The 23,501-nt window shown below is 60.2% G+C and carries 19 protein-coding genes and 1 tRNA gene; 6 read left to right on the forward strand and 14 right to left on the reverse strand.

What is annotated here, in order from left to right:
• Positions 1–15: 15 nt before the first annotated feature.
• The 6 genes from GM608_RS07090 to hpnH all read right to left on the reverse strand — a co-directional run bounded on the left by GM608_RS07090 (position 16) and on the right by hpnH (position 5,023).
• Positions 16–996, reverse strand: a complete 981-nt coding sequence (locus tag GM608_RS07090; RefSeq protein WP_143539921.1) for a hypothetical protein — start codon at positions 994–996, stop codon at positions 16–18.
• A 172-nt stretch (positions 997–1,168) separates the two neighbouring features.
• Positions 1,169–1,531 (reverse strand): arsenate reductase, encoded by a 363-nt coding sequence (locus GM608_RS07095; RefSeq protein WP_043558089.1) that lies wholly within the window; start codon positions 1,529–1,531, stop codon positions 1,169–1,171.
• A 93-nt stretch (positions 1,532–1,624) separates the two neighbouring features.
• Positions 1,625–1,699, reverse strand: a tRNA-Thr gene (locus GM608_RS07100).
• A 56-nt stretch (positions 1,700–1,755) separates the two neighbouring features.
• On the reverse strand, positions 1,756–2,169 hold the full coding sequence (gene dksA / locus GM608_RS07105; protein ID WP_043558086.1) for an RNA polymerase-binding protein DksA: 414 nt from the start codon (positions 2,167–2,169) through the stop codon (positions 1,756–1,758).
• 286 nt (positions 2,170–2,455) lie between these two features.
• Positions 2,456–3,748, reverse strand: coding sequence for a hemolysin family protein (locus tag GM608_RS07110; RefSeq protein WP_043558084.1), 1,293 nt, complete (start codon positions 3,746–3,748; stop codon positions 2,456–2,458).
• Positions 3,749–3,823: 75 nt separating this feature from the next.
• Positions 3,824–5,023, reverse strand: a complete 1,200-nt coding sequence (gene hpnH, locus GM608_RS07115) for an adenosyl-hopene transferase HpnH (protein WP_043558082.1) — start codon at positions 5,021–5,023, stop codon at positions 3,824–3,826.
• A 357-nt stretch (positions 5,024–5,380) separates the two neighbouring features.
• Here hpnH and GM608_RS07120 point away from each other — a divergent pair, with 357 nt between their 5' ends.
• From GM608_RS07120 to hpnK, 4 genes are all read left to right on the forward strand, one after another.
• Entirely contained in the window at positions 5,381–6,037 is a 657-nt protein-coding gene (locus GM608_RS07120; RefSeq protein ID WP_181005180.1) for an ABC transporter substrate-binding protein, read from the forward strand.
• Positions 6,038–6,209: 172 nt separating this feature from the next.
• Positions 6,210–7,385: a bacteriohopanetetrol glucosamine biosynthesis glycosyltransferase HpnI gene (hpnI, locus tag GM608_RS07125; RefSeq protein ID WP_081562812.1), complete on the forward strand. Its 1,176-nt coding sequence runs from the start codon at positions 6,210–6,212 to the stop codon at positions 7,383–7,385.
• A gap of 83 nt (positions 7,386–7,468) precedes the next feature.
• On the forward strand, positions 7,469–8,893 hold the full coding sequence (hpnJ, locus tag GM608_RS07130; protein WP_043558074.1) for a hopanoid biosynthesis associated radical SAM protein HpnJ: 1,425 nt from the start codon (positions 7,469–7,471) through the stop codon (positions 8,891–8,893).
• 158 nt (positions 8,894–9,051) lie between these two features.
• Positions 9,052–9,888: a hopanoid biosynthesis-associated protein HpnK gene (hpnK, locus tag GM608_RS07135; RefSeq protein WP_043558072.1), complete on the forward strand. Its 837-nt coding sequence runs from the start codon at positions 9,052–9,054 to the stop codon at positions 9,886–9,888.
• Between the two features lie 81 nt (positions 9,889–9,969).
• Here hpnK and GM608_RS07140 read toward each other — a convergent pair whose 3' ends face one another.
• The gene (locus GM608_RS07140) at positions 9,970–10,956 is read right to left on the reverse strand and encodes an adenosine kinase (protein WP_333645304.1); all 987 of its coding nucleotides are present in this window, start codon (positions 10,954–10,956) and stop codon (positions 9,970–9,972) included.
• A 251-nt stretch (positions 10,957–11,207) separates the two neighbouring features.
• Between GM608_RS07140 and GM608_RS07145 the strand changes: the two genes are divergently transcribed.
• Complete coding sequence (locus tag GM608_RS07145) at positions 11,208–11,708, forward strand: polymer-forming cytoskeletal protein (RefSeq protein ID WP_043558067.1); 501 nt, start codon at positions 11,208–11,210, stop codon at positions 11,706–11,708.
• A 94-nt stretch (positions 11,709–11,802) separates the two neighbouring features.
• On the opposite strand, the gene GM608_RS07150 is transcribed toward GM608_RS07145, so the two are convergent.
• From GM608_RS07150 to tsaE, 6 genes are all read right to left on the reverse strand, one after another.
• Complete coding sequence (locus GM608_RS07150) at positions 11,803–12,483, reverse strand: GcrA family cell cycle regulator (RefSeq protein WP_333645305.1); 681 nt, start codon at positions 12,481–12,483, stop codon at positions 11,803–11,805.
• A gap of 152 nt (positions 12,484–12,635) precedes the next feature.
• A complete protein-coding gene (gene rnd / locus GM608_RS07155) occupies positions 12,636–13,826 on the reverse strand; it encodes a ribonuclease D (RefSeq protein ID WP_081562814.1) in 1,191 nt (396 codons plus the stop codon).
• 121 nt (positions 13,827–13,947) lie between these two features.
• Positions 13,948–14,277 (reverse strand): thioredoxin TrxA, encoded by a 330-nt coding sequence (trxA, locus tag GM608_RS07160; protein WP_043558061.1) that lies wholly within the window; start codon positions 14,275–14,277, stop codon positions 13,948–13,950.
• 243 nt (positions 14,278–14,520) lie between these two features.
• Positions 14,521–18,234: a double-strand break repair helicase AddA gene (gene addA, locus GM608_RS07165; RefSeq protein ID WP_333645306.1), complete on the reverse strand. Its 3,714-nt coding sequence runs from the start codon at positions 18,232–18,234 to the stop codon at positions 14,521–14,523.
• Between the two features lie 2 nt (positions 18,235–18,236).
• Positions 18,237–21,308 carry a double-strand break repair protein AddB gene (gene addB / locus GM608_RS07170; protein ID WP_333645307.1) on the reverse strand — a complete coding sequence of 1,024 codons (3,072 nt, stop codon included), beginning with the start codon at positions 21,306–21,308 and terminating at the stop codon, positions 18,237–18,239.
• On the reverse strand, positions 21,308–21,778 hold the full coding sequence (gene tsaE / locus GM608_RS07175; RefSeq protein ID WP_043558472.1) for a tRNA (adenosine(37)-N6)-threonylcarbamoyltransferase complex ATPase subunit type 1 TsaE: 471 nt from the start codon (positions 21,776–21,778) through the stop codon (positions 21,308–21,310). The genes addB and tsaE overlap by 1 nt, the downstream gene beginning before the upstream one ends.
• A 190-nt stretch (positions 21,779–21,968) precedes the next feature.
• On the opposite strand from tsaE, the gene GM608_RS07180 reads away from it, so the two are divergent.
• Positions 21,969–22,997 (forward strand): NAD(P)/FAD-dependent oxidoreductase, encoded by a 1,029-nt coding sequence (locus GM608_RS07180; RefSeq protein ID WP_043558469.1) that lies wholly within the window; start codon positions 21,969–21,971, stop codon positions 22,995–22,997.
• An 87-nt stretch (positions 22,998–23,084) separates the two neighbouring features.
• Here GM608_RS07180 and GM608_RS07185 read toward each other — a convergent pair whose 3' ends face one another.
• Positions 23,085–23,378, reverse strand: a complete 294-nt coding sequence (locus GM608_RS07185; RefSeq protein WP_043558466.1) for a putative quinol monooxygenase — start codon at positions 23,376–23,378, stop codon at positions 23,085–23,087.
• Between the last annotated feature and the right edge of the window lie 123 nt (positions 23,379–23,501).

Consider the following 23,501-nt stretch of genomic DNA (forward strand, 5'->3'; position numbering starts at 1 on the left):
ACAGGAAAGGGGGGCTCAGCCCCCCTGAAAAAGATGGTGCAGGCCCCACAGGCTGGCTGCAACCAGCCCCCCGCCGAGACACAGCCCTGCCAGAAACAGAAAAAGTGGTGATGGGGAACTGGTCTCCCCGGGACGCTCTGCCAGGGCAGCAAGACTGGCCCGCAAGGCTGCCAGCTCTTCCTGATGTGCCCGCTCTTCATCCTGATGCTGCCGCACCACGCTGCTCTGCTGCCTTATGAAGGTCGCCGCCTCCACAGTCGTCCGGAAAAAACAGTCGACCATATGCGGCAGAATGGCAGAAGGCAGCCCATCATCTGCTGCGGCGTCATAGACCAGAACACGATAGGCCGGACAGTGCAGCAGCGCCTTCATGAACATGGCGGACTCCGTCTCCACCGCCTGTGCACCGGCAATGACCAGAAAAACGATATCCTCTTCCACCCCATGCAGAGACTGGCCTGCTGCCCCATCACCCTGCACGGCACGGAATGTCACGTTCCGTTCTGTCCAGAAACCACCAAGGGCCTGCTCCATGCTCTTCAGCCGGTCCACCCCGACACCAATACCCAGCAGCAGCATCCGCGCCCCTTCACGGGTTGGAAAGCTGCGCCGCTGGGGCGGCGTCCCTCGCAGAAACTGCAACAGCTCTTCCCGCTGCCTGTCGGCCTTCTCTTCTGCATCCCGCCCGACGGCCAGAACCTCAAAACGGGGCATGACCTGTCCCTGATGCAGATGCGCCCTCAACAGGCCGCAGACACGCACACGTTCTCCCGCATGAAGCCCGTCTCCCTCCAGCAGGGAAGGGGAGATGTCCAGCAGAATGGCCGTGCCCGTCTTTTCATCCAGCAGGGGCGTACTTTCCCGACGGCGCCAATGGTCCGGCCGCACCTCCCCAATCACCCCTCTGACAGTAACGGGCATCTGCCAGTCTTCAAAACGGGCGCATATCTCCGAAAGGCGGCGTCGGAACAGGAGCTGTACCTGCTCGGGCGCCATGACAGGAAAACCCTTTTCCGGCCTCACCGAAGGAGCCACAGAGGACCGCCGTGAAAACACCTCCATAACTGCACCTCCTTCTCAAAAATAAAGGCCCCGAAACTGGAGCCTTCTCTATCATCTCATGAACGGAACGGCGAAGAGCCTTCCCTGCATGCCTGAAAAACCATGGTCAGGCTGTCGGAGCGAACAGCCCTTCATAAAGCTCGGGCCGGAATCCCACCGTAACGGTCTTTCCGCTCTCAAGCACGGGGCGACGCACCAGGGTTGGATGCTCCAGCATCAGCGCCACGGCACGGGCTTGTGTCAGGTCCTGCTTCTGTGCCTCATCAAGACGGCGAAATGTCAGGCTGGACCGATTGAGCAGCTTCTCCCACCCTACAGCTTCAACCCAACCTTCCAGCAGGGCAGCTGTCAGCCCGTCCTTGCGAACATCATGATAGCGGACGGGAATCCCCCGGTCCTCGAGCCACTTCATGGCCTTCTTCACCGTAGAACAGGTCTTGATCCCGTACAGGACAACCGTATCAACCATAATGACCGTGCCTCTCCAGCAAGGAAACAGAAGACATCATATTATCAGGAAAAAACAGGAGACAGATAAGAGGCTTCATCAAAAACTGAAGAATGGTGCTGCTGGCGAGGATTGAACTCGCGACCTCTCCCTTACCAAGGGAGTGCTCTACCACTGAGCTACAGCAGCACTGCTGTCCCATGGCGGGTTAACTAACCTGTTCGCCCCCGCCATGCAACCCCTAATCAGTCGTCCCGATAAATCTTTTCGTGCCGCTCGTGCCGTTCCTGCGCCTCCAGCGACAGGGTGGCAATCGGACGGGCCTCCAGACGCTGGAGCCCTATCGGCTCACCCGTTTCCTCACAGTAACCGTAAGAACCATCCTCAATCCGGGCCAGAGCCATGTCGATCTTGATGATGAGTTTGCGGGCACGGTCCCGGGTCCGCAGCTCGAAAGCCCGGTCCGTCTCCACGGTGGCACGGTCTGTCAGATCAGCCTCACGTATCCCACCCTCGGAAAGGCTGGCCAGAGTTTCCCCCGCCTCCTTGAGAAGGTCCATCCGCCAATGCAGCAGCTTCTGCCGGAAATAGGCAAGCTGCCGTTCATTCATGAACTCTTCATCATCGGAAGGGCGATAGTCAGGTGAAAGCGTGATCATGCAGAACTCCCTCTCGCAGAGCTTCCCTCACCTCACCGCTCCAAAGCGAGACGGGCAGAGAAGTCGGATGCCCGGGTTATATCGACCCCACCAGATAACGCCAAGACAGAGAACCGCTTTTTTTTAAATGGATACTCCCTGTCACCCCCAGAATATTGGCAGATTCCTCCTTCCCCTATTTTATGAAATATAATTCACAAGAGATATTCATTGTGAATTTACAAAAATTATACTTGTAATTTAATCCATATTAACTGATTTTCCCCAGCATATTAAGGGGGATTTTTCAGTTCTTCGCCAAGGCCCAACGGCTGGCCCGGACCCGCAGAACACGCCGCCGCTCCATTTCCAGCACCTCAAAAAGCCAGCCAGAGAAAACCACCTTGTCCCCCTTGGCAGGCACCCGACGCAACAGGGCCATGAGAGCCCCTCCCAGAGTATGATAACGGCCATCATCCGGTGGTACGGCGATATCCAGACGGACACAGACATCATCAATCGGCATGGTGCCATCAAGGATATATTCCTCCTTGCCACCGGATTCAGAATTTTTCTGTGCGGCCACGTCCAGCGCCTCATCACCAATAATGGCCTCGAACACATCAGAGGGGGTCACGATCCCTTCGAAAGAGCCATACTCATCAAAGACAAACACGATCCCGAGGGAAATCCCCTTGAGGCGCTCGATCATCCCCTGTGCGGTCAGACTGTCCGGAATGGCAGGCGGGGTCCGCAATACAGCGTCCACGGACAGGGGCAGACCCAGCAGAAGCCTGTCCATCACATCCTTGGCCAGCATGACGCCGACAGGATGGTCCACATCACCATCACAGACCACAATGCGCCCGTAAGATGACTGGCGCAGTTTCCTGGCCAGTGTTTCCTCATCAGCATTGCGATCGACCCAGAACAGCTCGTTGCGGGGAGTCATGATGGCCCGGACGGGGCGATCCGCCAGACGGAGCAGACGCTCGATGATGGCCCGCTCCTCCGTTTCCAGTATTCCGGCCTGCATCCCCTCCTGGAGGACAGCCTTCAGCTCTTCCTCCGTCACCGTCACACGGGGCATGGAGCCAAGGCCGATCAGCCGCAGGACCATGTCCGTCGTTTTGCTCAGCAGCCAGACGACCGGCCTCGTACACCAGGCCAGCACCACCAGGGTGGATGAAAGATGGATGGCAATGGTTTCCGGGCGCCGCAGGGCTATCTGCTTCGGCACAAGCTCACCAAAGACGAGCATGGCAAAAGTGATCGCCGCCACGACACTGATGATGGCCAGCTCCCCCGCAAAAGGCTGTGGAATGGCCAAATGTTCAAAAAAATGCTGAACTCCCTCCTCCAGCTGGCTGCCCCCGAAGGCACCTTCCAGAATGGAGACAAGGGTCATGCCGATCTGCACTGTCGGCAGGAAATTCTGAGGGTTTTCAGCCAGCTTCAACGCCCGCTCCGCACCGGCAACCTTTTTCTGTGCCAGATTGGAGAGCCGGGCCCGCTTGGCCGAAATAAGCGCAAGCTCCCCCGTGGCGAAAACGCCATTAAGGAAAATCAGAAGAACAATTGTCAGGACAGGAATCATCATGAGGCCATCCTGCCCTGATCTGCCCCATGCCACAAGGACAGACGGGACAGTCAGGGCAGGAAGACAGGGCGTGCCTTACTTGGCAGCCGGAGCAGCCGGGCCTTCCATACGGCCATTGATGCGGACACGCGGCCCACGGGCCGGCTTCTTGCCGCTTTTGGCTTCTTCGCCTTCGATACGTTCGAGCTGGCGGGCCACTTCATCATCGTAGCCATAAGAGGCCGGACGCTGGTTGGCCAGAGAGATTTCCGGAGCCATCGGCTTTTCCGTCTCCGGCCCCTGAAGAGCCACCTTGATGAAGTGCAGCGGGCGGCGGACCGCGTCCATCACGGCCGTGGACTCGTACCCGGAATGGACCATGCAGTCGGCGCATTTTTCATAAGCACCTGTGCCGTACTGGTCCCAGGCCGTGTCGTCCATCAGCTCCTTGAAGGTCTTGGCATAGCCTTCACCCAGCAGGTAGCAGGGGCGCTGCCAGCCAAACACGGTACGCAGCGGCTTGCCCCACGGCGTGCAGTGATAGGTCTCGTTCCCGGCCAGGAAGTTCAGGAACAGCGGGGACTGCGTGAACCGCCATTTGTGGCCCTTGCCAAGGCGGAAGATGTCACGGAACAGCGTCTTGGTCTTCTGGCGGTTCAGGAAGTGTTCCTGATCCGGCGCACGCTCATAGGCGTAACCCGGAGCCGTCATCACGCCATCCACGCCCAGCTTCATGACCTCATCAAAAAAGGCAGCCACACGCTCGGGCTTCACACCATCAAAAAGGGTGCAGTTGATGGAAACACGGAAGCCCTTGGACTTGGCAAGCTTGATGGCCTTGACCGCACGCTCGTACACGCCTTCCTGACAGACGGACGAATCGTGCATCTGCTGGTCACCGTCCAGATGGACATCCCATGAGAAGAAAGGAGACGGCTTGTAGTCGTCGATCTTCTTCTCCAGCAGAAGGGCGTTGGTGCAGAGATAGACATACTTCTTGCGGGCCACCAGACCTTCAATGATCTGCGGCATCTCCTTGTGCAGCAGCGGCTCGCCACCGGCCACGGCGATCACAGGGGCGCCCGCCTCGGTATCAGCATCCATGCACTCCTGATAGCTCATGCGCTGATTGAGGATCTTTGCGGGGTAATCAATCTTGCCACAACCTGCGCAAGCCAGATTGCAGCGGAACAGCGGCTCAAGCATCAGCACCAGCGGATAGCGCTTGCGTCCTGTCAGGTGCTGCTTGAGAACGTACCGTCCAACTCGGACAGCCTGCATCAATGGTACGGCCATTATAATCCTCTGATCATTCTCTCCATCGGGGCTGCATCACGGTATCAGGACACCCGTGCCCAGCCATGGAACATCCCTCCATGACCGGGACCCACCACGAAACCTGCCGGTTCCTTCGCAGAAGCAGCCGGGAATTGCAAGCACAAGAGAAGCTCCCTTCCCTGGTTGTCACAGGCTCCCGGCACCACATGCACCCGCTATAACGCCGACAGACTCGTTCATTCAATGATAATGCGCTATACTGCCGCCCCGACTGTAGCAGATTCACCACAGTGACGCGGCATCCTACAGGGACCCCGTGCCAAGAGTCTCATGGCCTCTTGCATGGACAGGAACATAGGAGGAAAGAACATGCACATGAAACGTTGTCTTATGTTTTCCATCAGCATGATGGCCTTGCTGGCAGGCGTCCCCGCCGCCATCGCCCCTATCTCCGCCCATGCGGCCGGGCGCACCCCCGCCGCCGCCCCGGCAGGGGCAGCCACACCACAGGCCCCGATCAGTGGCCTCTACAAAGCACTTGAGCAGTCCGAACAGTCCGGGGCTGGCATCGGCAAGCGCAGCGCCATGATCGCCCCGCTGGTTGACCAGGCCTTCGACATGGATGCCATCCTCAAGCGTTCGGTCGGCCTGCATTATGACCAGCTCTCCGCTGATGAACGCAGTGCCCTCATCAATGCTTTCAAGCGGTTCACCGTGGCCCGCTATGCCTCCACGTTCAAGCCTGGGACGAATGCCGTTTTCACTGTCAGCCAGACTACGGAAGAAGATGGACGCACCATCGTCCACACGACCATCGGCAACAGGAATGACTCTGCCGAATCAGCCACACCCATTGACTATGTGATGGTCAAAGGCCCGAATGGCTGGCGCATCGTGGACATCCTGCTGGATGGCCATATCAGCCAGGTTGCCGCCCAGCGTTCCGACTTCAAGACCATTTTCAGCCAGAGTGGCGCCAATGGCCTGGCTCGTACGCTGACAAAGAAAGCGGATGATTTTCTACAAGACTAAAACCGGATTGCATGGCTTTTTCCTTTCCAGCTCTCTCTGACAACGTATCAGGCCATCAGAAACGTCATGACATGGCTGGCAGAGCTGTTCTGCCAGCCAGGCAGACGACCATGATACCCCTCTGCGGAGCTCTTCCACACCAGTTCCATCATTCCTGCGGACACTCCTGCTGATGCCCTCACTGCTTGCGATCGCCTCTGCCGTAAGCGGCATCTTTTCACTGGCTGGGCATCTCCAGGGGGCCATCGGCACCGGGCTGCTGCACCGTTTCCGCCGGACAGCCCATATTCCCGATGAAACATTGAGCCCCCTGCACCATGATGGCACCCTGCCAGCCGTAACCATCATGAAACCCCTTCACGGGGACGAGCCGCTGCTGGAAGAGGCTCTGGAAAGTTTCTTCAGGCAGGATTATCCGGCGCCCCATCAGATCGTCTTCGGCCTTCAGGATGAACACGACCCGGCACTGGCCGTCGTCCGGCGCCTCCAGAAGCGCTACCCCGAACGGGACATATCTGTCGTCATCGACCAGACAGAGCACGGCCCCAACCGCAAGGTGGGCAATCTCATCAACATGTTTCCTGCCTGTAAACATGATGTCCTGATCATTTCTGATTCCGACATCCATGTCAGCGCAGACTACACGGCCAGCATCGTACGGGCACTCCAGCAAGACGGCGTGCAGCTTGCCACAACCCTCTATGCAGGCCTGCCCGCCAGCAATACGCTCGTCCGCAAGCTGGGGGCATGTGGCATAAATACAAACTTCCTGCCCGGTGTCATGATGTCCCGCCTCATGGGGCGGCAGGACTGCCTGGGGGCCACCATGGCCCTGCGGCGCAAGCATCTGGAAGACATCGGCGGACTGGAAGCTCTTGTCCAGCATGTGGCTGATGACGCCGTGCTGGGGCAGCTCATCCGCCACAATGGCGGCAGAATTGCCCTGGCATCCACCATCTGCCAGACAACCGTTGCCGAAACGGGCCTGGGGGCCCTCTTCCAGCATGAACTGCGCTGGGGACGGACTGTCCGCAGTGTGGAGCCTGTCGGTTATGGTCTTTCCGCCCTCCAGCTGCCACTCTTCTGGGGCAGTCTCTGTGTCCTTTTTGCACCAGCCCGGTTTTTTTCCTGGGCACTGCTGGGCGGGGGGCTGCTCTGCCGCAGTGCCATGACGTGCCACATCGGACGGCTGACAAACTGCGCCATGCCCGGCCTTTTCCCCCATCTCATCTTCCGGGACTGGCTGTCGGCCGCTGTCATGGTTGGCAGCGCCCGTGGCACGCAGGTGACCTGGCGGGGACAGTCGCTGCACATCTCCCGTGGCAAAAAACTTCCGAAGTCCCTATAACAAGCTCAATTAACCTTGTGTGCCCCTTTTCCCGTCAACGAAACCGGCGTTGACAGGCCCGACATTATCAGGAGTGTCCGTTCATGTTGAGAACACTGTTTCTGCAGCCCCCATCTTTTGATGGCTTTGATGGCGGTGCTGGCTCACGCTACCAGGCAAAGCGGGAAATCCGCTCCTTCTGGTACCCCACGTGGCTGGCCCAGCCTGCAGCAATGGTGCCTGGCTCACGCCTGATCGACGCTCCCCCGGCCAAGATGGGCATGGGCCCCATCCTTGAGGATGTGAAGAATCGTGATCTGGTGATCATGCACACCTCCACGCCGTCCTTCCCGTCTGACGTCCGTGTGGCCAAGATGCTGAAGGAAACCAACCCGAAGCTGAAGATCGGCATGGTCGGAGCCAAGGTGGCTGTCCAGCCTGACGAAAGCCTTGCACAGGGCAGCCCGATCGACTTCGTGGCCCGCAATGAATTCGACTTCACCATCAAGGAAATTGCCGAAGGCAAGCCCCTTGCCGAGGTGGATGGCATCACATGGCGCAATGAGAATGGTGAGATCATCACCAACAAGGACCGCGCCATGATTGAAGACATGGACAGCCTGCCTTTCGTGACGGAAGTGTACAAGCGTGACCTGAGAATTGAAGATTACTTCATCGGTTACCTGAAACACCCGTACATCTCCATTTACACGGGCCGTGGGTGCAAGTCCCGCTGCACCTTCTGCCTCTGGCCGCAGACAGTGGGCGGGCATCGCTACCGCACACGCAGCCCGGAGCATGTGGCAGCCGAGATCAGGCTTGCCATGAAATATTTCCCGCAGGTGAAGGAATTCTTCTTTGATGATGACACCTTCACCGATGACCTGCCCCGTGCCGAGGCCATCGCCCGGGAGCTTGGCAAGCTGGGCGTGACGTGGTCCTGCAATGCCAAGGCCAATGTGCCTTACGACACGCTGAAGGTGCTGCGGGACAATGGGCTGCGCCTGCTTCTTGTCGGGTATGAAAGCGGCAACCAGCAGATCCTGCACAACATCAAGAAGGGCATGCGCATCGAAACGGCTCGTGAATTCACGAAAAACTGCCACAAGCTGGGCATCAAGATTCACGGAACATTCATCGTTGGCCTGCCGGGTGAGACAAAAGAAACCATCCGTGAGACCATCGAATATGCCAAGGAGATTGACCCGCACACCATGCAGGTGTCTCTGGCAGCTCCCTATCCGGGGACCTTCCTGCACAAGCAGGCCTCTGAAAATGGCTGGCTGAATGAAGACGAGGCTGAGCTGATTGATGAGAACGGCGTGCAGATCGCCCCGCTGCATTACCCGCATCTCTCCCATACGGAAATCTTCAAGAGCGTGGAAACCTTCTACAAGGAGTTCTACTTCCGCCCCTCCAAAATTTTCGCCATCGTCAAGGAAATGATTACGGACCCACAGATGCTCAAACGCCGCCTGCGTGAGGGTGTGGAATTCTTCCAGTTCCTCCGTCAGCGTCACTCCTCCTGACACTGGCCTGAAGCGACTGAACAGGGAAAAGGCGGCCTCACCAGAGGCCGCCTTTTTCATGACATGCCCTGACATTCACATAAGAGCCTGATTGAGGCATCATGCGGGCCCACTGCCACACAGGGCCACCCTCTCACCTTCCTCCCACGAGCCAGACCATGACAGTTTCCTCCCCCCGCCGCGTCATTTTCTCTGCTGATGATTTCGGCATGAGCGTGGAAGTCAATGAAGCAATCGAGGAAGCCCACCGCAATGGTCTCCTCAGCACAGCCAGCCTCATGGTGGCCGCCCCTGCCTTTGAGGATGCCCTGCGACGGGCAAAAAGACTGCCCAACCTGCGGTTGGGGCTTCATCTGGTCGTCATTGAAGGGGATTCCCTGCTGCACCTCCCCATCATTACGGACCAGAAGGGCTGGTTTGGCAGCAATCAGCTACAGCTGGGCCTCCAGTATTTTTTCTCGCCCACCACACGTGCTGCCCTGAAAAAGGAAATCCATGCCCAGTTTGAGCAGTTCGCCCGTACAGGCCTGCAACTGGATCATGCCAATGCCCACAAACACATGCACCTGCACCCAACCATCGGGCAGATGATGATCCAGACGGGCAGAACCTACGGACTGCGAGCCATCCGCACTCCCATGGAACCTGCCGGCCCACTGGGAGAAACGCCCAGCCTTGGCGACCAGGCCCTGGAGCAGTGGACCCGTGTCCTGCGCCACCAGATTCGCCGCGCTGGCATGAAAACCAATGATTCCTGCTTTGGCCTGCGCTGGTCCGGCCATATGACACCAGAACGCATCCACAGACTGATCCCACAACTGCCATCTGGTATCAGTGAAATCTATTTTCATCCGGCAAAAGGCCAGAACAGCCAGATGGCAAGCCTCATGCCCGGCTATCAGCCCGAACAGGAACTCGCCACACTCACGAGCCCTGCGACAAGAGAGCTGCTCGCTGCCCACAACATACAGACCACCACATGGGGTGCTCTCTGACCCTCCCCATCCACAACCTGCAAAAAAGGCCAGCCCTCGAACCGCAGGGCTGGCCCTTTCTCTATCCCGGCTGCATGAGCCTCAGGCTTTCAGGGCGAAGCCTTCATCAGGGCGGCCTCCAAGACGGGCAATGACATGGCCTGCGGCCTCATTCCCCAGCGTGGCGCACTCCACCAGAGACCGCTTCCGGCCATATCCAGCCAGAAAGCCAGCAGCGAAAGCATCCCCGGCCCCCGTCGTATCAACAACCTTCACAGGCTTTGTCGGAACATCATGCCGTGTAGCACCAGCCTGCACGACAGCCCCTTTCTCACCCCGTGTCACGACACCCAGCGCCACATCCCCGGAGAGAGCCTTCAGGGCCTTATCAAAATCTTCCGTCTCGTAAAGGGCCAGGATTTCCCCTTCATTGGCAAACAGGATATCAACCGATTCCGACACAAAAGAACGGAACGCCGCCTGATGACGCTGGATGCAGAACGCATCTGAGAGTGTCAGGGCCACTTTGCGCCCCGCCTCATGGGCCAGACGGGCAGCCTGATAGAACGCCTCCTGCGCCTGCGGACGATCGAACAGATACCCCTCCAGATAGGTGATGGCCGAGCCAGACACGACATCGGCCATCACATCCTGCGGGGTGAACTCCACACAGGCGCCCAGATAGGTGAACATGGTACGCTGACCATCCGGCGTAATCAGCACAATGCAACGGGCCGTCGGGATTCCCTCTTCACCAGCGAGCGGAACAGACGGAAAGGCAATGCCCTGCGCCTTCATGTCAGACGTGAACTCTTCACCAGCCCTGTCAGCAGCTACCTTGCCCAGATAGGCCGTTTTCGTTCCCATACGGGCAGCCACAACGGCACTGTTGGCAGCCGAGCCCCCACCGGCCACCTGCTCGACACGAATACGCTGTTCGATCCGTGCCATCGTGGGGGCATCAATCAGGGTCATGCTGCCCGGAGTGGCACCAAACTCGGCCAGCATCTCGCTGCTGACGGTGGCCAGCACATCCACAATGGCATTGCCAATGCAGAGAAGGTCATATCTGGGAGCAGTGGAAGACATAAATGGCGACTTTCTTTCGTTTTCAGGCGATCAGCCTGATACCATAACGCCCGTGGCGGGCATATCAATGCCTCTTTGCCACCCGGCATTGACAGGTTATGAAAAAGCCCCCTTTACTGGTCCCGCCACCTGGCCAGAAACATCTTCTGGCTCTATCCGGGTCGTACACCTGCTGGAACGGTGTTCCGGTATCATGTTTCAACCGCTCTGCCGTGATGCAGCCCACTCCAACCACCCGACCAAAGGAAATCATGTCTCTTCCCACGCCTCCCTCCCCCATGCCCGGTTCTGCGCCCCGCCAACGGGCTTCCTCCAGCCGCTTCAGTGGTCAGGACAAAGGCGGCTACACCGATAATGCCCGTACGCTGGTTGTCCATAATGGCATCACCATCCGTGGTACTGTCGAAAACATCGAACGCCTCATCATTGAAGGCACGCTTGAGGTAGACCACCTCACTGTCAAGGAGCTCGCCGTCGCCCCAGACGGCTGCTTCCGTGGCAAGGTCGAGGCAGGAAGTGCAGAAGTCTCCGGTACGCTGGAGGGCGAACTGACCGTTCGCAACACGCTCACCATCCGGGCCAGCGGACGCCTGCTTGGTGATGCGGAATGCCGTCGCCTGCAGGTGGAAGAAGGCGGGCAGATCACCGGCAAGCTGGGCATGATCACCGCACCACTGCCTGGCACGAAAGACCATCCCCACAACCACCCCCATGAAACGGCCGAGGCCCCAGCAGGCAAGCTCAAGGGCTGACCTGCCCCCTCATCATCTGGAAACGGAAAAGGCTGCCATTCCTGCACGGGATGGCAGCCTTTTTCATGACAGCCCGCAAGCCGCAGTCACGCTCTCAGTGACGACGATCCCGAATCTTCACATAAGCAATGGCGGCATGTTCCGCACAATAAGGCTTGCCGGGCAGTGGTGTGGCACCGCAGAAATGGAAATCTGGCGTGCCGGGATCTCCGAGAGGCCACTGGCATGTCGGCCCCTGCCGCAAGGTGCGATCGATCGTATCACGCACACGCCGCGGCGGAGCCACCTTACGCTGGGCGACCGGCGCTGCCGGACGTGCCGCTGGCTCGGCTGCTTTGGGATTTTCAGCAGGAGCCGCTGCAGCTGCTTTCGGAGCTGATGCCTTGGCGGGCTTTTCGGCTCCGGCCGGTCTGTCCGCCTTGACACTGGCTGGTTTTGCCGGCTCCTCCGCAGCAGCAGGAGACACTTTCACCACCTTGGGAGCCGCAGCCTTTTTCTTCTCCACAGGCTTGGCAGGCGCTGCGGAGGCGGCCTTCTCCTCCACAGCCTCAGATGTGGCCTCGGCCTTGCGGGTCCGGGTACGTGCCGGTTTGGCAGGGCCCTCCGCCGCGGCCTTGTTGCGGATGGGAGACGGACGAGGCGGCAACCCAAGGCGATGAGCCTTGCCAACGACCGCATTCTTCGTAATAGAAAGCTGACGGCCAATCTCAGCCGTTGAGAGACCCTGCTCCCAAAGCTCCTTGAGCCGCGCGATCAGCTCATCTGTCCATTCCATAGCCATCCACGTTTTCTCCACTCGTTCCCACAGCACACAGCCATGGCGGTCTCCCACCATGCTTAGCAGAAACCGGGCCAACCCAAAACCGGCCCCATCTCCTCACCTGCCGTGTGGCTCATCCACCAGCGCAGTTTCCGGGCAACAGGGCTTCATCCCCTGTCCACGACCTGCAACTGGCCTTTACTGACAAACAGAACCTTCTCCCCCCGGAGCAGGGCCTGCGCCTCATGCCCGAACAGTTCGGCCCGCCATCCTTTGAGAACCGGCAGGTCCGTCTCCCCCTGCGCCAGGCGCTCCAGCTCATCCGAGGAGGCAATCAGCCGGGCTGCCACGCGCCCTTCCTCACTCCGGGCCGTAAGAAGAACCTTGAGCAGAGCCAGCACACCGGAAGGCGCACGGGGCCGCTCCGCCTTGCGTTTGTGCGGCAGTTCCGGCCGCTCGCTCTCCGGGCACTGCTCCCCCCGCTGTACGGCAGCCAGCAGATCACGCCCCAGATCACTTCTGGCAAAATCAGCCGTGACACCACGGATCCGTGCCAACGTCCCGCTATCATGCGGACGGGCCACGGCAATCTCCAGCAGGCTTTCATCACGAATGATTCGCTGGCGGGGCATATCCGCCTGCTGGGCCGCTTCTTCCCGCCATGCAGCCACCTCACGCAGGACGGCCAGTACCTTCCTGTTGCCTGTGCGGGGTTTCAGCTTCATCCAGAGCCCTCTGGGATCCGGCCGGAAGAGGCTGACTTCCCCCAAAGCCGCAAGCTCATCCTTCACCCAGGGTAGGCGGCCCTGTTCCTCCAGCTGGCCCAACAGCTTTTCATAAATGACCCGCAGATGGGTCACATCCGCACTGGCGTAGGCGATCTGCGCCTTTGAAAGAGGCCGGGCTGCCCAGTCGCTGAAACGGTGTGACTTGTCGATGCCCTGGCCTGTCATGGCAGACACGAGATTGTCATACCCGACCTGCTCACCAAACCCGGCCACCATGGCCGCTACCTGCGTATCAAACACATTGACGGGCAGCTGGTCGAATAAATGGAGGAAAATCTCAAGGTCCTGCCGGGCAGCATGAAAAACCTTCACGCACGCAGGCTCTGCCAGAAGAGCCGCCAAGGGAGACAGGTCAATGCCCGGCACACAGGCATCAATCAGGGCAACATCCTCACAACCACCAAGCTGGACAAGGCACAGGCGGGGCCAGTAGGTTCTTTCCCGTACAAACTCCGTATCCACCGTCACGAACGGTTCGTGACGCAGCTTCTCACAGAGGGATGCTACCCCAGCCGAGGTAGTGATCATGACAGGGGCAGGAAAATCAGGCTTTTTTGACATGGCGGCCATTCTACACCGTCTGCCGGAAACTGACCATCTCCCTCATGCGCTCCCCCTTTATGAAAACGGCCCGGCAGCAGGGTAACCCCTGCCATCCGGGCCTCATGCCATCCGCCATGGCAAAACGGCATCAATCGATATGGGCCTCCAGCCATGCCTTGAGCTGGCTCTTCGGCAGGGCGCCCATCTGCTGGGCAACCGGCTTGCCTGCCTTGAAGAGGATCATCGTCGGAATGCTGCGCACACCGAAGGTCGTCGGGGTCTCCGGGTTGGAGTCGATATCCACCTTTGCCACCGTGACACGGCCCTTGTAATCCCTGCCGATCTCATCCAGCGCCGGGGCAATCATACGGCAGGGGCCGCACCATTCTGCCCAGAAATCCACCAGAACAAATCCCTCAGCCTTCAGGACATCCGCCTCAAAGCTCTGATCCGTCACAGCTACTGTATGCTCGCTCATGATATGATCCTTCCCCACACAAACACGATCTCACCTGTAGTGTCTCTGCCATAGATCAGACGCAGTGACCAGCAGCACACCCCACCATGACCGGGGCCTCATACGCCCTCATGCAATCATGACTTCTCCGGTACTGTTACCTTCGCAGATGGACCATCTACTTGAGAAACAGGTATTGCCGTGCAGCGTAATATGTTTTCTCTATGATAAACAGAGGGTAACAGACATCATGCCATGCCCCGGTCATCGGGGGAGGTTTTCCTGTGCATCCAGCAGAGACTCCGGCAGCTCCGTCACGGCAGGCCCATCCACCCAGACAATGAAACACCGCACGGGACAATGGGGATACAGCCCCTGCATGACACGCCGGTAGCTGGCCATCTGCCCCAGATAGGCCGATGGTACACGCTCCGGCCGGGATGGGGGGCGGCCCGTCTTGTAATCGCAGAGCCAGACCGTCTGTCCATCAAAGCGGAAGCGGTCCACCTGCCCCAGCACGACCCGTCCCGACCCGTCCCCCGGGCGGCCCAGCGTACCGGACACACCCTGCTCGGCCCGGCTCCCCGGCCCGAAAAGCGGCGCAAGAACATCCATCTCCACGACAGAAACCACATGCCCTGCCAGACTGGTCACGTCCTCCTCCGCCAACCCCGGCATGGTATGCCGCAGCCATGCTTCGGCCTTCAGCCGCCGCTCTGATGCGGGCAGGTCCGGCAGGAACTGGAGCAGCCTGTGAACCAGCGTCCCCCGCTCCATGGCATCCTGACGGCGACGGGCCGGCTGTGGAATGACCAGCCCCTCCCGCATGATCTCCAAAGGGGACCGGGCCGCAGGCAATGGCCCATAGGCCGCCGCTTCCGGTCGGCTTGGGGCCAGCGGACGGGCCAGGGCATCCTCATGGGGGGCAGGGGTCACCTGCCAGTCCGGTGCCTGTCCCATCCAAGCAGGCAGAGCAGGCCGGACCGGCGCCGCATCGGGACGTATCCCCGCTACTGCCGAAGCCATGACGGGCATCTCCAGCACAAGACTTTCCCCCTCCCAGTCTCCTGCGAAAGGTTCATCCTTCACCGTCAATCCCACCCGGAAGAGACTCTCCAGATCATCATGCCCATCCCCGGACGAACCGACAGCCTCCTCTCCCAGTTGCTCTTTCAGACGGTTCATGCCAGCCAGACAATGATCATACCAACAGCTCTGACTGCTGTTCTTCTTTGGCTTCCAGCCACAGATGAGCAGCGCATCACTGGCACGTGTCAGAGCCACGTAGAGCAGACGGTTCTTCTCCTCCTTCTGGCGGGCCTGCTGGTGTGCCAGAAGCTCCCGTGTCCGCTCCGTCCCCATCTTGACCTGTGGTATCCAGAGCGGCCCATGTAACGCATCATCCGCAAGGCCACCCTCCGGCATATCGGCATCCAGCTCTGTCCAGAGCAGAGGGTCAGGCCGGCCAGCCGTCCCTGTCATATCAGGCAGAATGACCAGACGGGCCTGCAACCCCTTGGACCGATGGACCGTCATGATGCGCACGGCATCAATCTCGGCCTCCACCTCACGCTTGCTCTCCACCGTACTGGCACGCAGCCAGTGCAGGAAACCCTGGAGGGATGGCGGATGCTGAGTTTCATATGTCAGGGCGACCGTCAACAGTTCATCCACCGGTTCGGCAGCTTCAGCACCAAGACGGGCCAGAAGGCGGGTCCGTCCCCCCTGCACACCCAGCGCCTGCATGAGAATCTCGTAGGGTGAATCATAATCCACACGTTTGTATAGGGCCTGCAACCGCTCCCATGCCGCCCGCCATTCCGGCCGCTCCTCATGCCGCCGGGCCAGAAGACTCCAGAGCGGCATCCCGCCCCGCCCCAGCTCACGCCGCTGCCCATCCGCCGTGGCCAGGGCCATGAGAGACTCATCACTCAACCCACCAAGGGGGGATGTCAGCACGCTGGCCAGACTGAGATCATCCTGCGGCAGAAGCAGCGCATCACAGAGAGTCATCAGGTCCTGCACGGCTGGCTGCTCCACCAGCCCGCTGCTGATGAAGCTGGCCACCGGCACATCCCGTGCCTTCAGAGCCCGAATCAGCGCCCGCAGGAAGGCGGAGCGCTTGGGCACCAGAATCATCACCTCTCCGGCCTTCAGCGGGGCCGTGTCCGACTGGAGCGGACGGCCGATCTGCGCCCGTATATGCGTGGCCAGCGCATCGGCCAGACGCTGCTGGGTGCTACGCTGATCCTCGTTCTTCTCCGGCGCACGCCATGGATCAGGCACTTCTCCGACTGTACCATCCACAGGTACCAGAGGCCACAGCTCCACACGCCCCCCACCGCCGGACCGGGCCGAACGGTGGATGAGCCTGCCATCTTCCCCCGGCTCCCGCAGGCCGTCCCGTGCAGCCTCTCCCGCAAAAACGGCATCAACAAATTTCAGAACCGGCGAGAGGGACCGGAACGATACATTGAGCTGAGGTTCCTCCCAGAGAAGACCGGCATTCTTCACACGGCGAGCGAATTCCTGCCGCCATTTGTGGAACTGTTCCGGCTCTGCGCCCTGGAAACTGTAGATGGACTGCTTGAAATCCCCCACCGCAAAGATGGTCCGGGGACGGGGCATGTCCTCCCGCACGCCGGAACCAGAGAAAAAATCTGTCGTCAGGGCCCCGGCAATTTCCCATTGCAGGCCGGAATTGTCCTGCACCTCATCCAGCAGAAGATGGTCTATACCGCCATCCAGCTTGTACAGCACCCATGCTGCCCCCGGCTCCCGCAGGACAGCCCTCGTCCGGGCGATCAGATCATTATAATCGACCGTGCCACGGTTTCTTTTCTCATCGGCAAAACGCCCCATGACCGGCAGGGCAAGGGACAGAAAAGCCGTGTTGATCTCCAGAAGCCGCTGGGTACGGATGCGCTCCTGCATCTCCTGCTGGCGTCTGGCTTCATCCAGAAGACGCTGTACCAAATCAGGGGCCGCCTTGCGGGCCTTGGCCCCCAGATGGCGGCTCATGTCCATGACCCCGCCTTTCTGCGTGAACAGGAGCGACAGCAGGAAGGCATCATCCCGCTCGGCAGGATTGTCACACTCCAGCCATCTCAGGAACGTTTCGAACTTTTCCCTTTTGGAAGGCGCCAGCTGCGGCAAAGCTGCCTGAATGTCCGCCCGCCATGCCGCTTCATCTTCCAGCTGGCAGGCTTCGACCTTCAGAACCTCTGAAAACTCGCTCCCTACATCAAGAAGCCCCTGATAGGCCTCTTGCACCCGCTCCGGCCACATCTCCCAAAGCCGCAACAGGGGCTGAAGCAGACCTGACTGAGCATTGAACTGCCCAAGCAGGCCCATCAGCCTGTCAAAACCGGTCAGGCCTGCCAGAACCTGCACAGGGTCCTGATTCTGCGCCAGACTGTCCTCCAGCGCACGGCGAAGGGCCATCTGTCCGTCCGCCTCTTCCATCAGGACGAAATGCGGGTCCAGCTCTGCCTCCAGTGGGAAGCGCCGCAGAAGGGACTGGCAGAAGGCATGAATGGTTTCAATCTGCAAACCGCCCGGCGCATCCAGCACTTTCAGGAACAGCCCACGGGCACACTCCCGCGTAGCAGCCGTGTTGGGCACATCCAGTGCAGTCAGTGCCTCTCCCAGTCTTTCATCTGAAAGAGACACCCAGCGACCGAGATGGCTTTGCAGACGATGCGCCATCTCAGCAGCAGCGGCTTTCGTATAGGTCAGGCACAGGATGCGGGAAGGCTCCGACCCGTCCAGAAGGACAGGCTGCCCATCCTCACCAATCTGTTCCAGTGGCAGCATGAGACGTAACAGCCGGTCAATCAGCAGCTTTGTCTTCCCCGACCCTGCCGAGGCCGACACAAAGACGGAAGCCATGGGATTCGAGGCCTTTTTCTGTGCCGTATTGGCCTCTTTCAGGGCCCGCTGATGGTTATCCTGTCCCTGTGATGCAAGCTGGATCATTCTTAATCGTCTCCTGCCAGACGCCATTCCGCCACACGGGCAAGCTGGGTGTAATCGCTGTAACGGTGCTCTTTCCCTGCCCATGGCTGAGACCGGTAAGGCCGGGATGGATCGTCATAATCCGTCAGAAGAGTCCGCAGCTGCTCAAGAGCCGGGCCAACCAGATCACCCAGCGTCACTTTTGCCTTCACGGAGGGAATAACCACTTCCTTGCCGGGTTCCTCTCCGCCGCTCAGTTTCCAATAGGCCAACGCGTCCGTTTCCACGGCAGGCAGGCCTTCGAAAGCACCCTCTTTCAGGAAGGCAGCCTCCAGCACCAGCTGGGATGACCAGCCTGCGATCACCTCGTTGCTTTCAGGGGGTGTTCCTGTCTTGTAATCAAGGATGCGCCCCGTGGTGTCCTCCTGCCCCGGCGTATTCCACAGATCAATCCGGTCGGCCCGTCCTGTAATATGGAAGTCACCACCCGGCAGGCCCCGTAGCGTATAGGCCAGAGAGACCTCTGTATGAGACGTACAGTTCAGCCGCCCCACATGACGCCAGTGCTCCTGCGCCAGTACCCAGTCGGCAATACGATGCAGGCGAGGCCGCCACCAGCTGGCAAGAGCCGGATTCACCAGGGCCTCATCAAGGGCATCATCAAAATGACGGTGCAGAATCTGTGCCGCATGGGCCGGCCATGTACCGGGATGCTCCCTGATCATGCGCTCCAGAGCCGTATGGACGATCTTCCCGTAATCGGCGTGTTCCGCCCCTTCTTCCAGCGGGGCCAGAACCTTCAGCCCCAGCACATGACGGGCATAGATGGTGTAAGGGTCCAGCTTGAGCGTATCCAGCTGGGTAATGCTCAGCCGCCGGGGGCGCAGAGACAGGGGAGGCCGTGGCTTGGGGGGAGCTACGGGCTTTGCCTCCCCGGCAGGCATGTCCAGCATGGTCTGCCACGCCAGTGCCGGGTGAACGGGAAGCGTGATCTGCCTCCCTTCCAGAAACGCTGAAAGGCGCATCAGCCACCGGGCCGGGACGGCGGGTGACCCTTCCCGCCGCTGGGCATTGGACAGGATGACCTGCTCCGACGACAGGGCAGCAGATACAAAGTCATGCGCCTGTGCACCAATCCGCCGCTCCGGTGACGGCAGGCCGACACGCTGGCGCATCGGGCGGCTCATCCACGGGCCGGATTCCGCTGCGGGAGGCCAGCTGCCTTCATTCAGCCCTCCCAGAATGACGGTATCAAAAGCCAGCAGGCGGGCTTCCAGCACGCCATAGATGGAGATTCGGGGATGGGCGAGTTCCACACCCCCCTGGTAGCCCCGCAGCCCTGTCAAAGTCTTGCCCGCCATGCTGGCCGTCAGAAACCCCTCCAGTGCCCTCAGGGGCTGGGGTGGCAAGTCCCCCGTATGGCTCATCAGCTCCACAAAATGCCGGGACAGGGCCCCGCCATCTTCCCCCAGCCAGAGGCGGGACCCAGGGCGGGGCTGGTCAGCCTCGTACCCCTCACCCTCCACCGCTGCGAGCTGTTCGGCTGTCTCCAGAAGGGCAGCCAGAAGCTCTGGCACACGGGCGGTTGACTCCAGCCCCAGCAGGGGCCTGAACGCTTCTTCCATCCTGTCCAGAAATATTGCGAGGCGTTCCGGGCTGTCTGGTGCATCGGCCTGATAGCCATTATCCGTCTGCTGCGCCTCCTGCAAAGCCTCAAGAGCATGGCGCAGTCCATCCAGCCCCGGCTGGGGAGCCGGCCCCCGTAGCAGCCGCCTTTCCAGAAGGCGGGCACTGGCCCGGGCACGGCCGGGACTCCCCCCCAGAGCTGCCAGCGGATGCTTGAGAACGGACAGCAATGCCACCGGGCTGAACCGGGCCGTCACGGCCTGGGCGATCAGCCGCAGGAATACGGCCGCAGGGGTACGGACCAGCGGCTCTCCTGCACTATCATCCGCATGGATACCAAAACGCAGAAGCTCCGCCCGGACACGGTCGGCCAAACCACGATCCGGCGTCACAAGAGCACCGGAACGCCCCGGCTGGCTGGCCACGTCCCGCAGGATCAGGGCAATGGCCTGCGCTTCCTGCTGCGAATCCGCTGCTGGCAGCAGACTGATGCCAGAAGGACGGACATCACCCACCGGCTGCCCCCAGCAGGCAATGCCTGCCTCTGGCAACATGACATGCTGGAAAAGATTTTCCCGCTCCGGCCGCAGCGGATATCCCCATATGGCAATATCCGCCCGATTTATCCCGGCCCGGGACAGGAATTCACGAAACAGGGCCTGTGGATGGGTGGGAGGAAGCTGGTTCCACCACTCATCCTCCATGCCGCAATCCAGCCCCTGAAAGACCACCATGCCTCGTGGCAGGGCCGCCACAGCCTCCAGCGCCGTGGCCACCCCGGCAGACCCATCCACAAAGCCTACGGCCCAGAGCGGATAATCCGGCGGCATATCCGCCCAGAGGCGGGCCTGCGCCTCAATCAGGGCGACCTGACGGGCCATGATGTTGCTACGCTCTTCCTCCCGTAGAATGGCAGGCCATGCTTCCGTGACGATCCGAAGGAACTCCAGCGTCTTCTGCCAGTGTCCGGCAAAATCATCAGCCACGGCTTTCGGCAGGGCTTCATATAAGTCCACACCATTCCGCTCGGCATCATCCATCAGCTCTGCCAGAGCCTGCGCCAGCGGCCAGACCCGGTCGATCGTACCGCCGTCCCGGCCTGATACGGTCGTGAAAAAAGGTGCCGCCAGAATCAGCCGGGCCAGAATGGCCAGCCGGAAAACCGGTCCCACAGAAGGCGGAACAGTCTCATCAACCGTCATGGGAAACAGGCTCTGCTGCTCCACATCTCCCAGAGCCACGATGGCAGGCAGCAGGGCCGGACGGCCATCCAGAACCCGCAGGAAGGCTTCCATCAAGGCACGGGCCACACGGCGGCCAGGCACCAGAATCGTGCCATTGTCACCACCGCTGCGCCCGTCCGGGCCAGCCTCCACCCCCACACGCTCCAGCCAGTTCTGCACGACCGTATCCAGAAACGGACAGGATGCCGGAATGGTTGCAATATTGAGCGGATGTGCCTGTCCCATCAGCCTCTCCTCCCTTCAGAAAAAGAGGACAGGGCCTTCAACCGTTCCTCCGGCCAGCCATGCAGGGTCACGATGCGGGCCTCCTCGCCGGTCCCCTGCGCAAATGTCAGATGCAGGGCTCCGGCTGGCAGCATATCCTCAGCACGATCGGGCCACTCCACCAGCATGATGCTTTCACAGGCATCATCCCATGAGAGTTCATAAAGTTCATCCGGCCCGGAAAGTCGCCAGAGGTCATAATGGAACACCGTTCCGGCTTTCGTCTCGTAAGGCTGGACAAGCGCAAAGGTCGGGCTGGGGACCTCCAGAGCCTCATCACCAGCCATATGGCGGATCAGTGCCCGGGCAAACGTACTTTTGCCGGCTCCCATCTCACCCTGAAGGGCCAAACAGTCCCCCTGTCGCACCATGTCCGCAAGATGCCGTGCCAGAAGCACTGTCTGCTGCTGAGAAGAAAGATGCACGTCCATCAGACACAACGCCCCGTATCGCTACCCGTAACAGGCGCCAGCATTGCTGAAGCCTCCCCCGGACACAAGAGGGAGCCCCACAACCCCCGGCCGTTTCTCTCAGCAGAACCAGCCAATGGGGCCTGTTCCGGGCTCACATGGCCAAACAAACCTCTACTCGAGCGGCAAAAAAATGCTTATGAATACCAGCATGACACATGCAGCTTCTTCCCACACGACAGATGTCGCCATCATTGGCGCAGGCCCCACGGCACTTTTTGCCGCCTTTGAATGCCGGATGTTACGCTTGGACTGCATCCTGACGGATGTTCTGGACAGTGTGGGCGGGCAATGTGCGGCCCTGTACCCGGAAAAACCGATCTACGACATTCCGGCCCATCCCTCCATCACCGGAGGTGACCTGATTGCCGCCCTTGAAGAGCAGATCGCTCCCTTCAACGTGCCCCGCCTTCTCGGCAGCCGGGTCAGCCATCTGGAAGGTGGGCCGGGGGCCTTCACCCTGAAGAATGAGCGTGGCGATACTATCCATGCCAAGGCCATCATCATCGCTGCCGGTGCTGGTGCCTTCGGGCCAAACCGCCCTCCGCTGGACGGGCTGGACGCTTATGAGCGCAGCGGGGCCGTGCAGTATTATGTGAAAAAACGGGCCGACTTCACCGGCAAACGCATCGTTGTGGCCGGGGGCGGAGATTCTGCGCTGGACTGGGCCCTCTCCCTCTCCGACATTGCCGAAAAGGTCTATCTCGTCCACCGGCGGGACCGCTTCCGTGGGGCACCGGAGACACTGGCGCAGATCGAGGCCAAGATCACCGCCGGGGCCATCGAAAAAGCCGTTCCCTACCAGCTGCACGGCCTGAAGGGCGAAAACGGCCAGCTGACCCATGTGGACCTCATCGCCATGGATGACACGGTCCGCTCTCTGGAAGCGGACGTGCTGCTGCCTTTCTACGGTCTCTCAACCGACCTTGGCCCGGTGGCCGCATGGGGGCTGGAGACACAGCGCAGCACCATCCCTGTGAATCCCGCCACCATGCAGACCAGTCTGGAAGGCATCTTCGCCATTGGCGACGTGGCCCAGTATCCCGGCAAGATGAAGCTGATCCTTCAGGGCTTCTCGGAGGGAGCCGTGGCCGCCCATGCGGCCCACCATGTCGCCCATCCTGACAAGGCCCTGCGCTTTGAACATTCCACAAGCCGGGGCCAGCCGGGCACGCCCTGATACGGCTCCCCCACCCACCGCCCATGAAAAAAGCAGGTGCCCTATGACGGGACACCTGCTTTTTTTCGTCTGCCGGATGGTCCCCGTTCAGGCAACGCCCTTCAGGAACACGACCCTGGAGGCACCACCTTCAACAAGGGTTTCGATGGCCTTGTTGAACACACGGCCATGCTCGGTCCCCATATGGGCCTTGAAGGCCGCCTCATCCCGGTAGCTTTCCTCGACATGGAACAGGTCCGGCTCATCTTCCAGCGTGTACACCACGAACCGCACGCAACCCGGCTCGGCCCGCACGTTCTCGGCCAGAGCCGTCAGCAGGCTGGCCACCTTCTCCCGGTGGCCGGGCAGGGCTTTCATGGTCGCATAGAGACTCTTGGTCATGACATTTTCCCTTCTTCCCTTGTGAAGCCCCGCCATCATGCCACAGAGGGGCAGACATCTGATACAGCCTGACATGGAAAAAGGCCGGAGCAGACGCCCCGGCCTTTTTCATGACCCAAAACG

It is taken from the genome of Bombella sp. ESL0380, from assembly GCF_009725805.1.
In the GTDB taxonomy this organism is placed as follows: domain Bacteria; phylum Pseudomonadota; class Alphaproteobacteria; order Acetobacterales; family Acetobacteraceae; genus Bombella; species Bombella apis.

What these genes read in the sequence shown, in the direction of transcription:
- GM608_RS07090 (WP_143539921.1), bottom strand. Translation starts at nt 996, where the DNA reads ATGGCGCCCGAGCAGGTACAGCTCCTGTTCCGACGCCGCCTTTCGGAG.
- GM608_RS07095 (WP_043558089.1), bottom strand. Translation starts at nt 1,531, where the DNA reads ATGGTTGATACGGTTGTCCTGTACGGGATCAAGACCTGTTCTACGGTG.
- dksA (WP_043558086.1), bottom strand. Translation starts at nt 2,169, where the DNA reads ATGATCACGCTTTCACCTGACTATCGCCCTTCCGATGATGAAGAGTTC.
- GM608_RS07110 (WP_043558084.1), bottom strand. Translation starts at nt 3,748, where the DNA reads ATGATGATTCCTGTCCTGACAATTGTTCTTCTGATTTTCCTTAATGGC.
- hpnH (WP_043558082.1), bottom strand. Translation starts at nt 5,023, where the DNA reads ATGGCCGTACCATTGATGCAGGCTGTCCGAGTTGGACGGTACGTTCTC.
- GM608_RS07120 (WP_181005180.1), top strand. Translation starts at nt 5,381, where the DNA reads ATGAAACGTTGTCTTATGTTTTCCATCAGCATGATGGCCTTGCTGGCA.
- hpnI (WP_081562812.1), top strand. Translation starts at nt 6,210, where the DNA reads ATGCCCTCACTGCTTGCGATCGCCTCTGCCGTAAGCGGCATCTTTTCA.
- hpnJ (WP_043558074.1), top strand. Translation starts at nt 7,469, where the DNA reads ATGTTGAGAACACTGTTTCTGCAGCCCCCATCTTTTGATGGCTTTGAT.
- hpnK (WP_043558072.1), top strand. Translation starts at nt 9,052, where the DNA reads ATGACAGTTTCCTCCCCCCGCCGCGTCATTTTCTCTGCTGATGATTTC.
- GM608_RS07140 (WP_333645304.1), bottom strand. Translation starts at nt 10,956, where the DNA reads ATGTCTTCCACTGCTCCCAGATATGACCTTCTCTGCATTGGCAATGCC.
- GM608_RS07145 (WP_043558067.1), top strand. Translation starts at nt 11,208, where the DNA reads ATGTCTCTTCCCACGCCTCCCTCCCCCATGCCCGGTTCTGCGCCCCGC.
- GM608_RS07150 (WP_333645305.1), bottom strand. Translation starts at nt 12,483, where the DNA reads ATGGAATGGACAGATGAGCTGATCGCGCGGCTCAAGGAGCTTTGGGAG.
- rnd (WP_081562814.1), bottom strand. Translation starts at nt 13,826, where the DNA reads ATGGCCGCCATGTCAAAAAAGCCTGATTTTCCTGCCCCTGTCATGATC.
- trxA (WP_043558061.1), bottom strand. Translation starts at nt 14,277, where the DNA reads ATGAGCGAGCATACAGTAGCTGTGACGGATCAGAGCTTTGAGGCGGAT.
- addA (WP_333645306.1), bottom strand. Translation starts at nt 18,234, where the DNA reads ATGATCCAGCTTGCATCACAGGGACAGGATAACCATCAGCGGGCCCTG.
- addB (WP_333645307.1), bottom strand. Translation starts at nt 21,308, where the DNA reads ATGGGACAGGCACATCCGCTCAATATTGCAACCATTCCGGCATCCTGT.
- tsaE (WP_043558472.1), bottom strand. Translation starts at nt 21,778, where the DNA reads ATGGACGTGCATCTTTCTTCTCAGCAGCAGACAGTGCTTCTGGCACGG.
- GM608_RS07180 (WP_043558469.1), top strand. Translation starts at nt 21,969, where the DNA reads ATGACACATGCAGCTTCTTCCCACACGACAGATGTCGCCATCATTGGC.
- GM608_RS07185 (WP_043558466.1), bottom strand. Translation starts at nt 23,378, where the DNA reads ATGACCAAGAGTCTCTATGCGACCATGAAAGCCCTGCCCGGCCACCGG.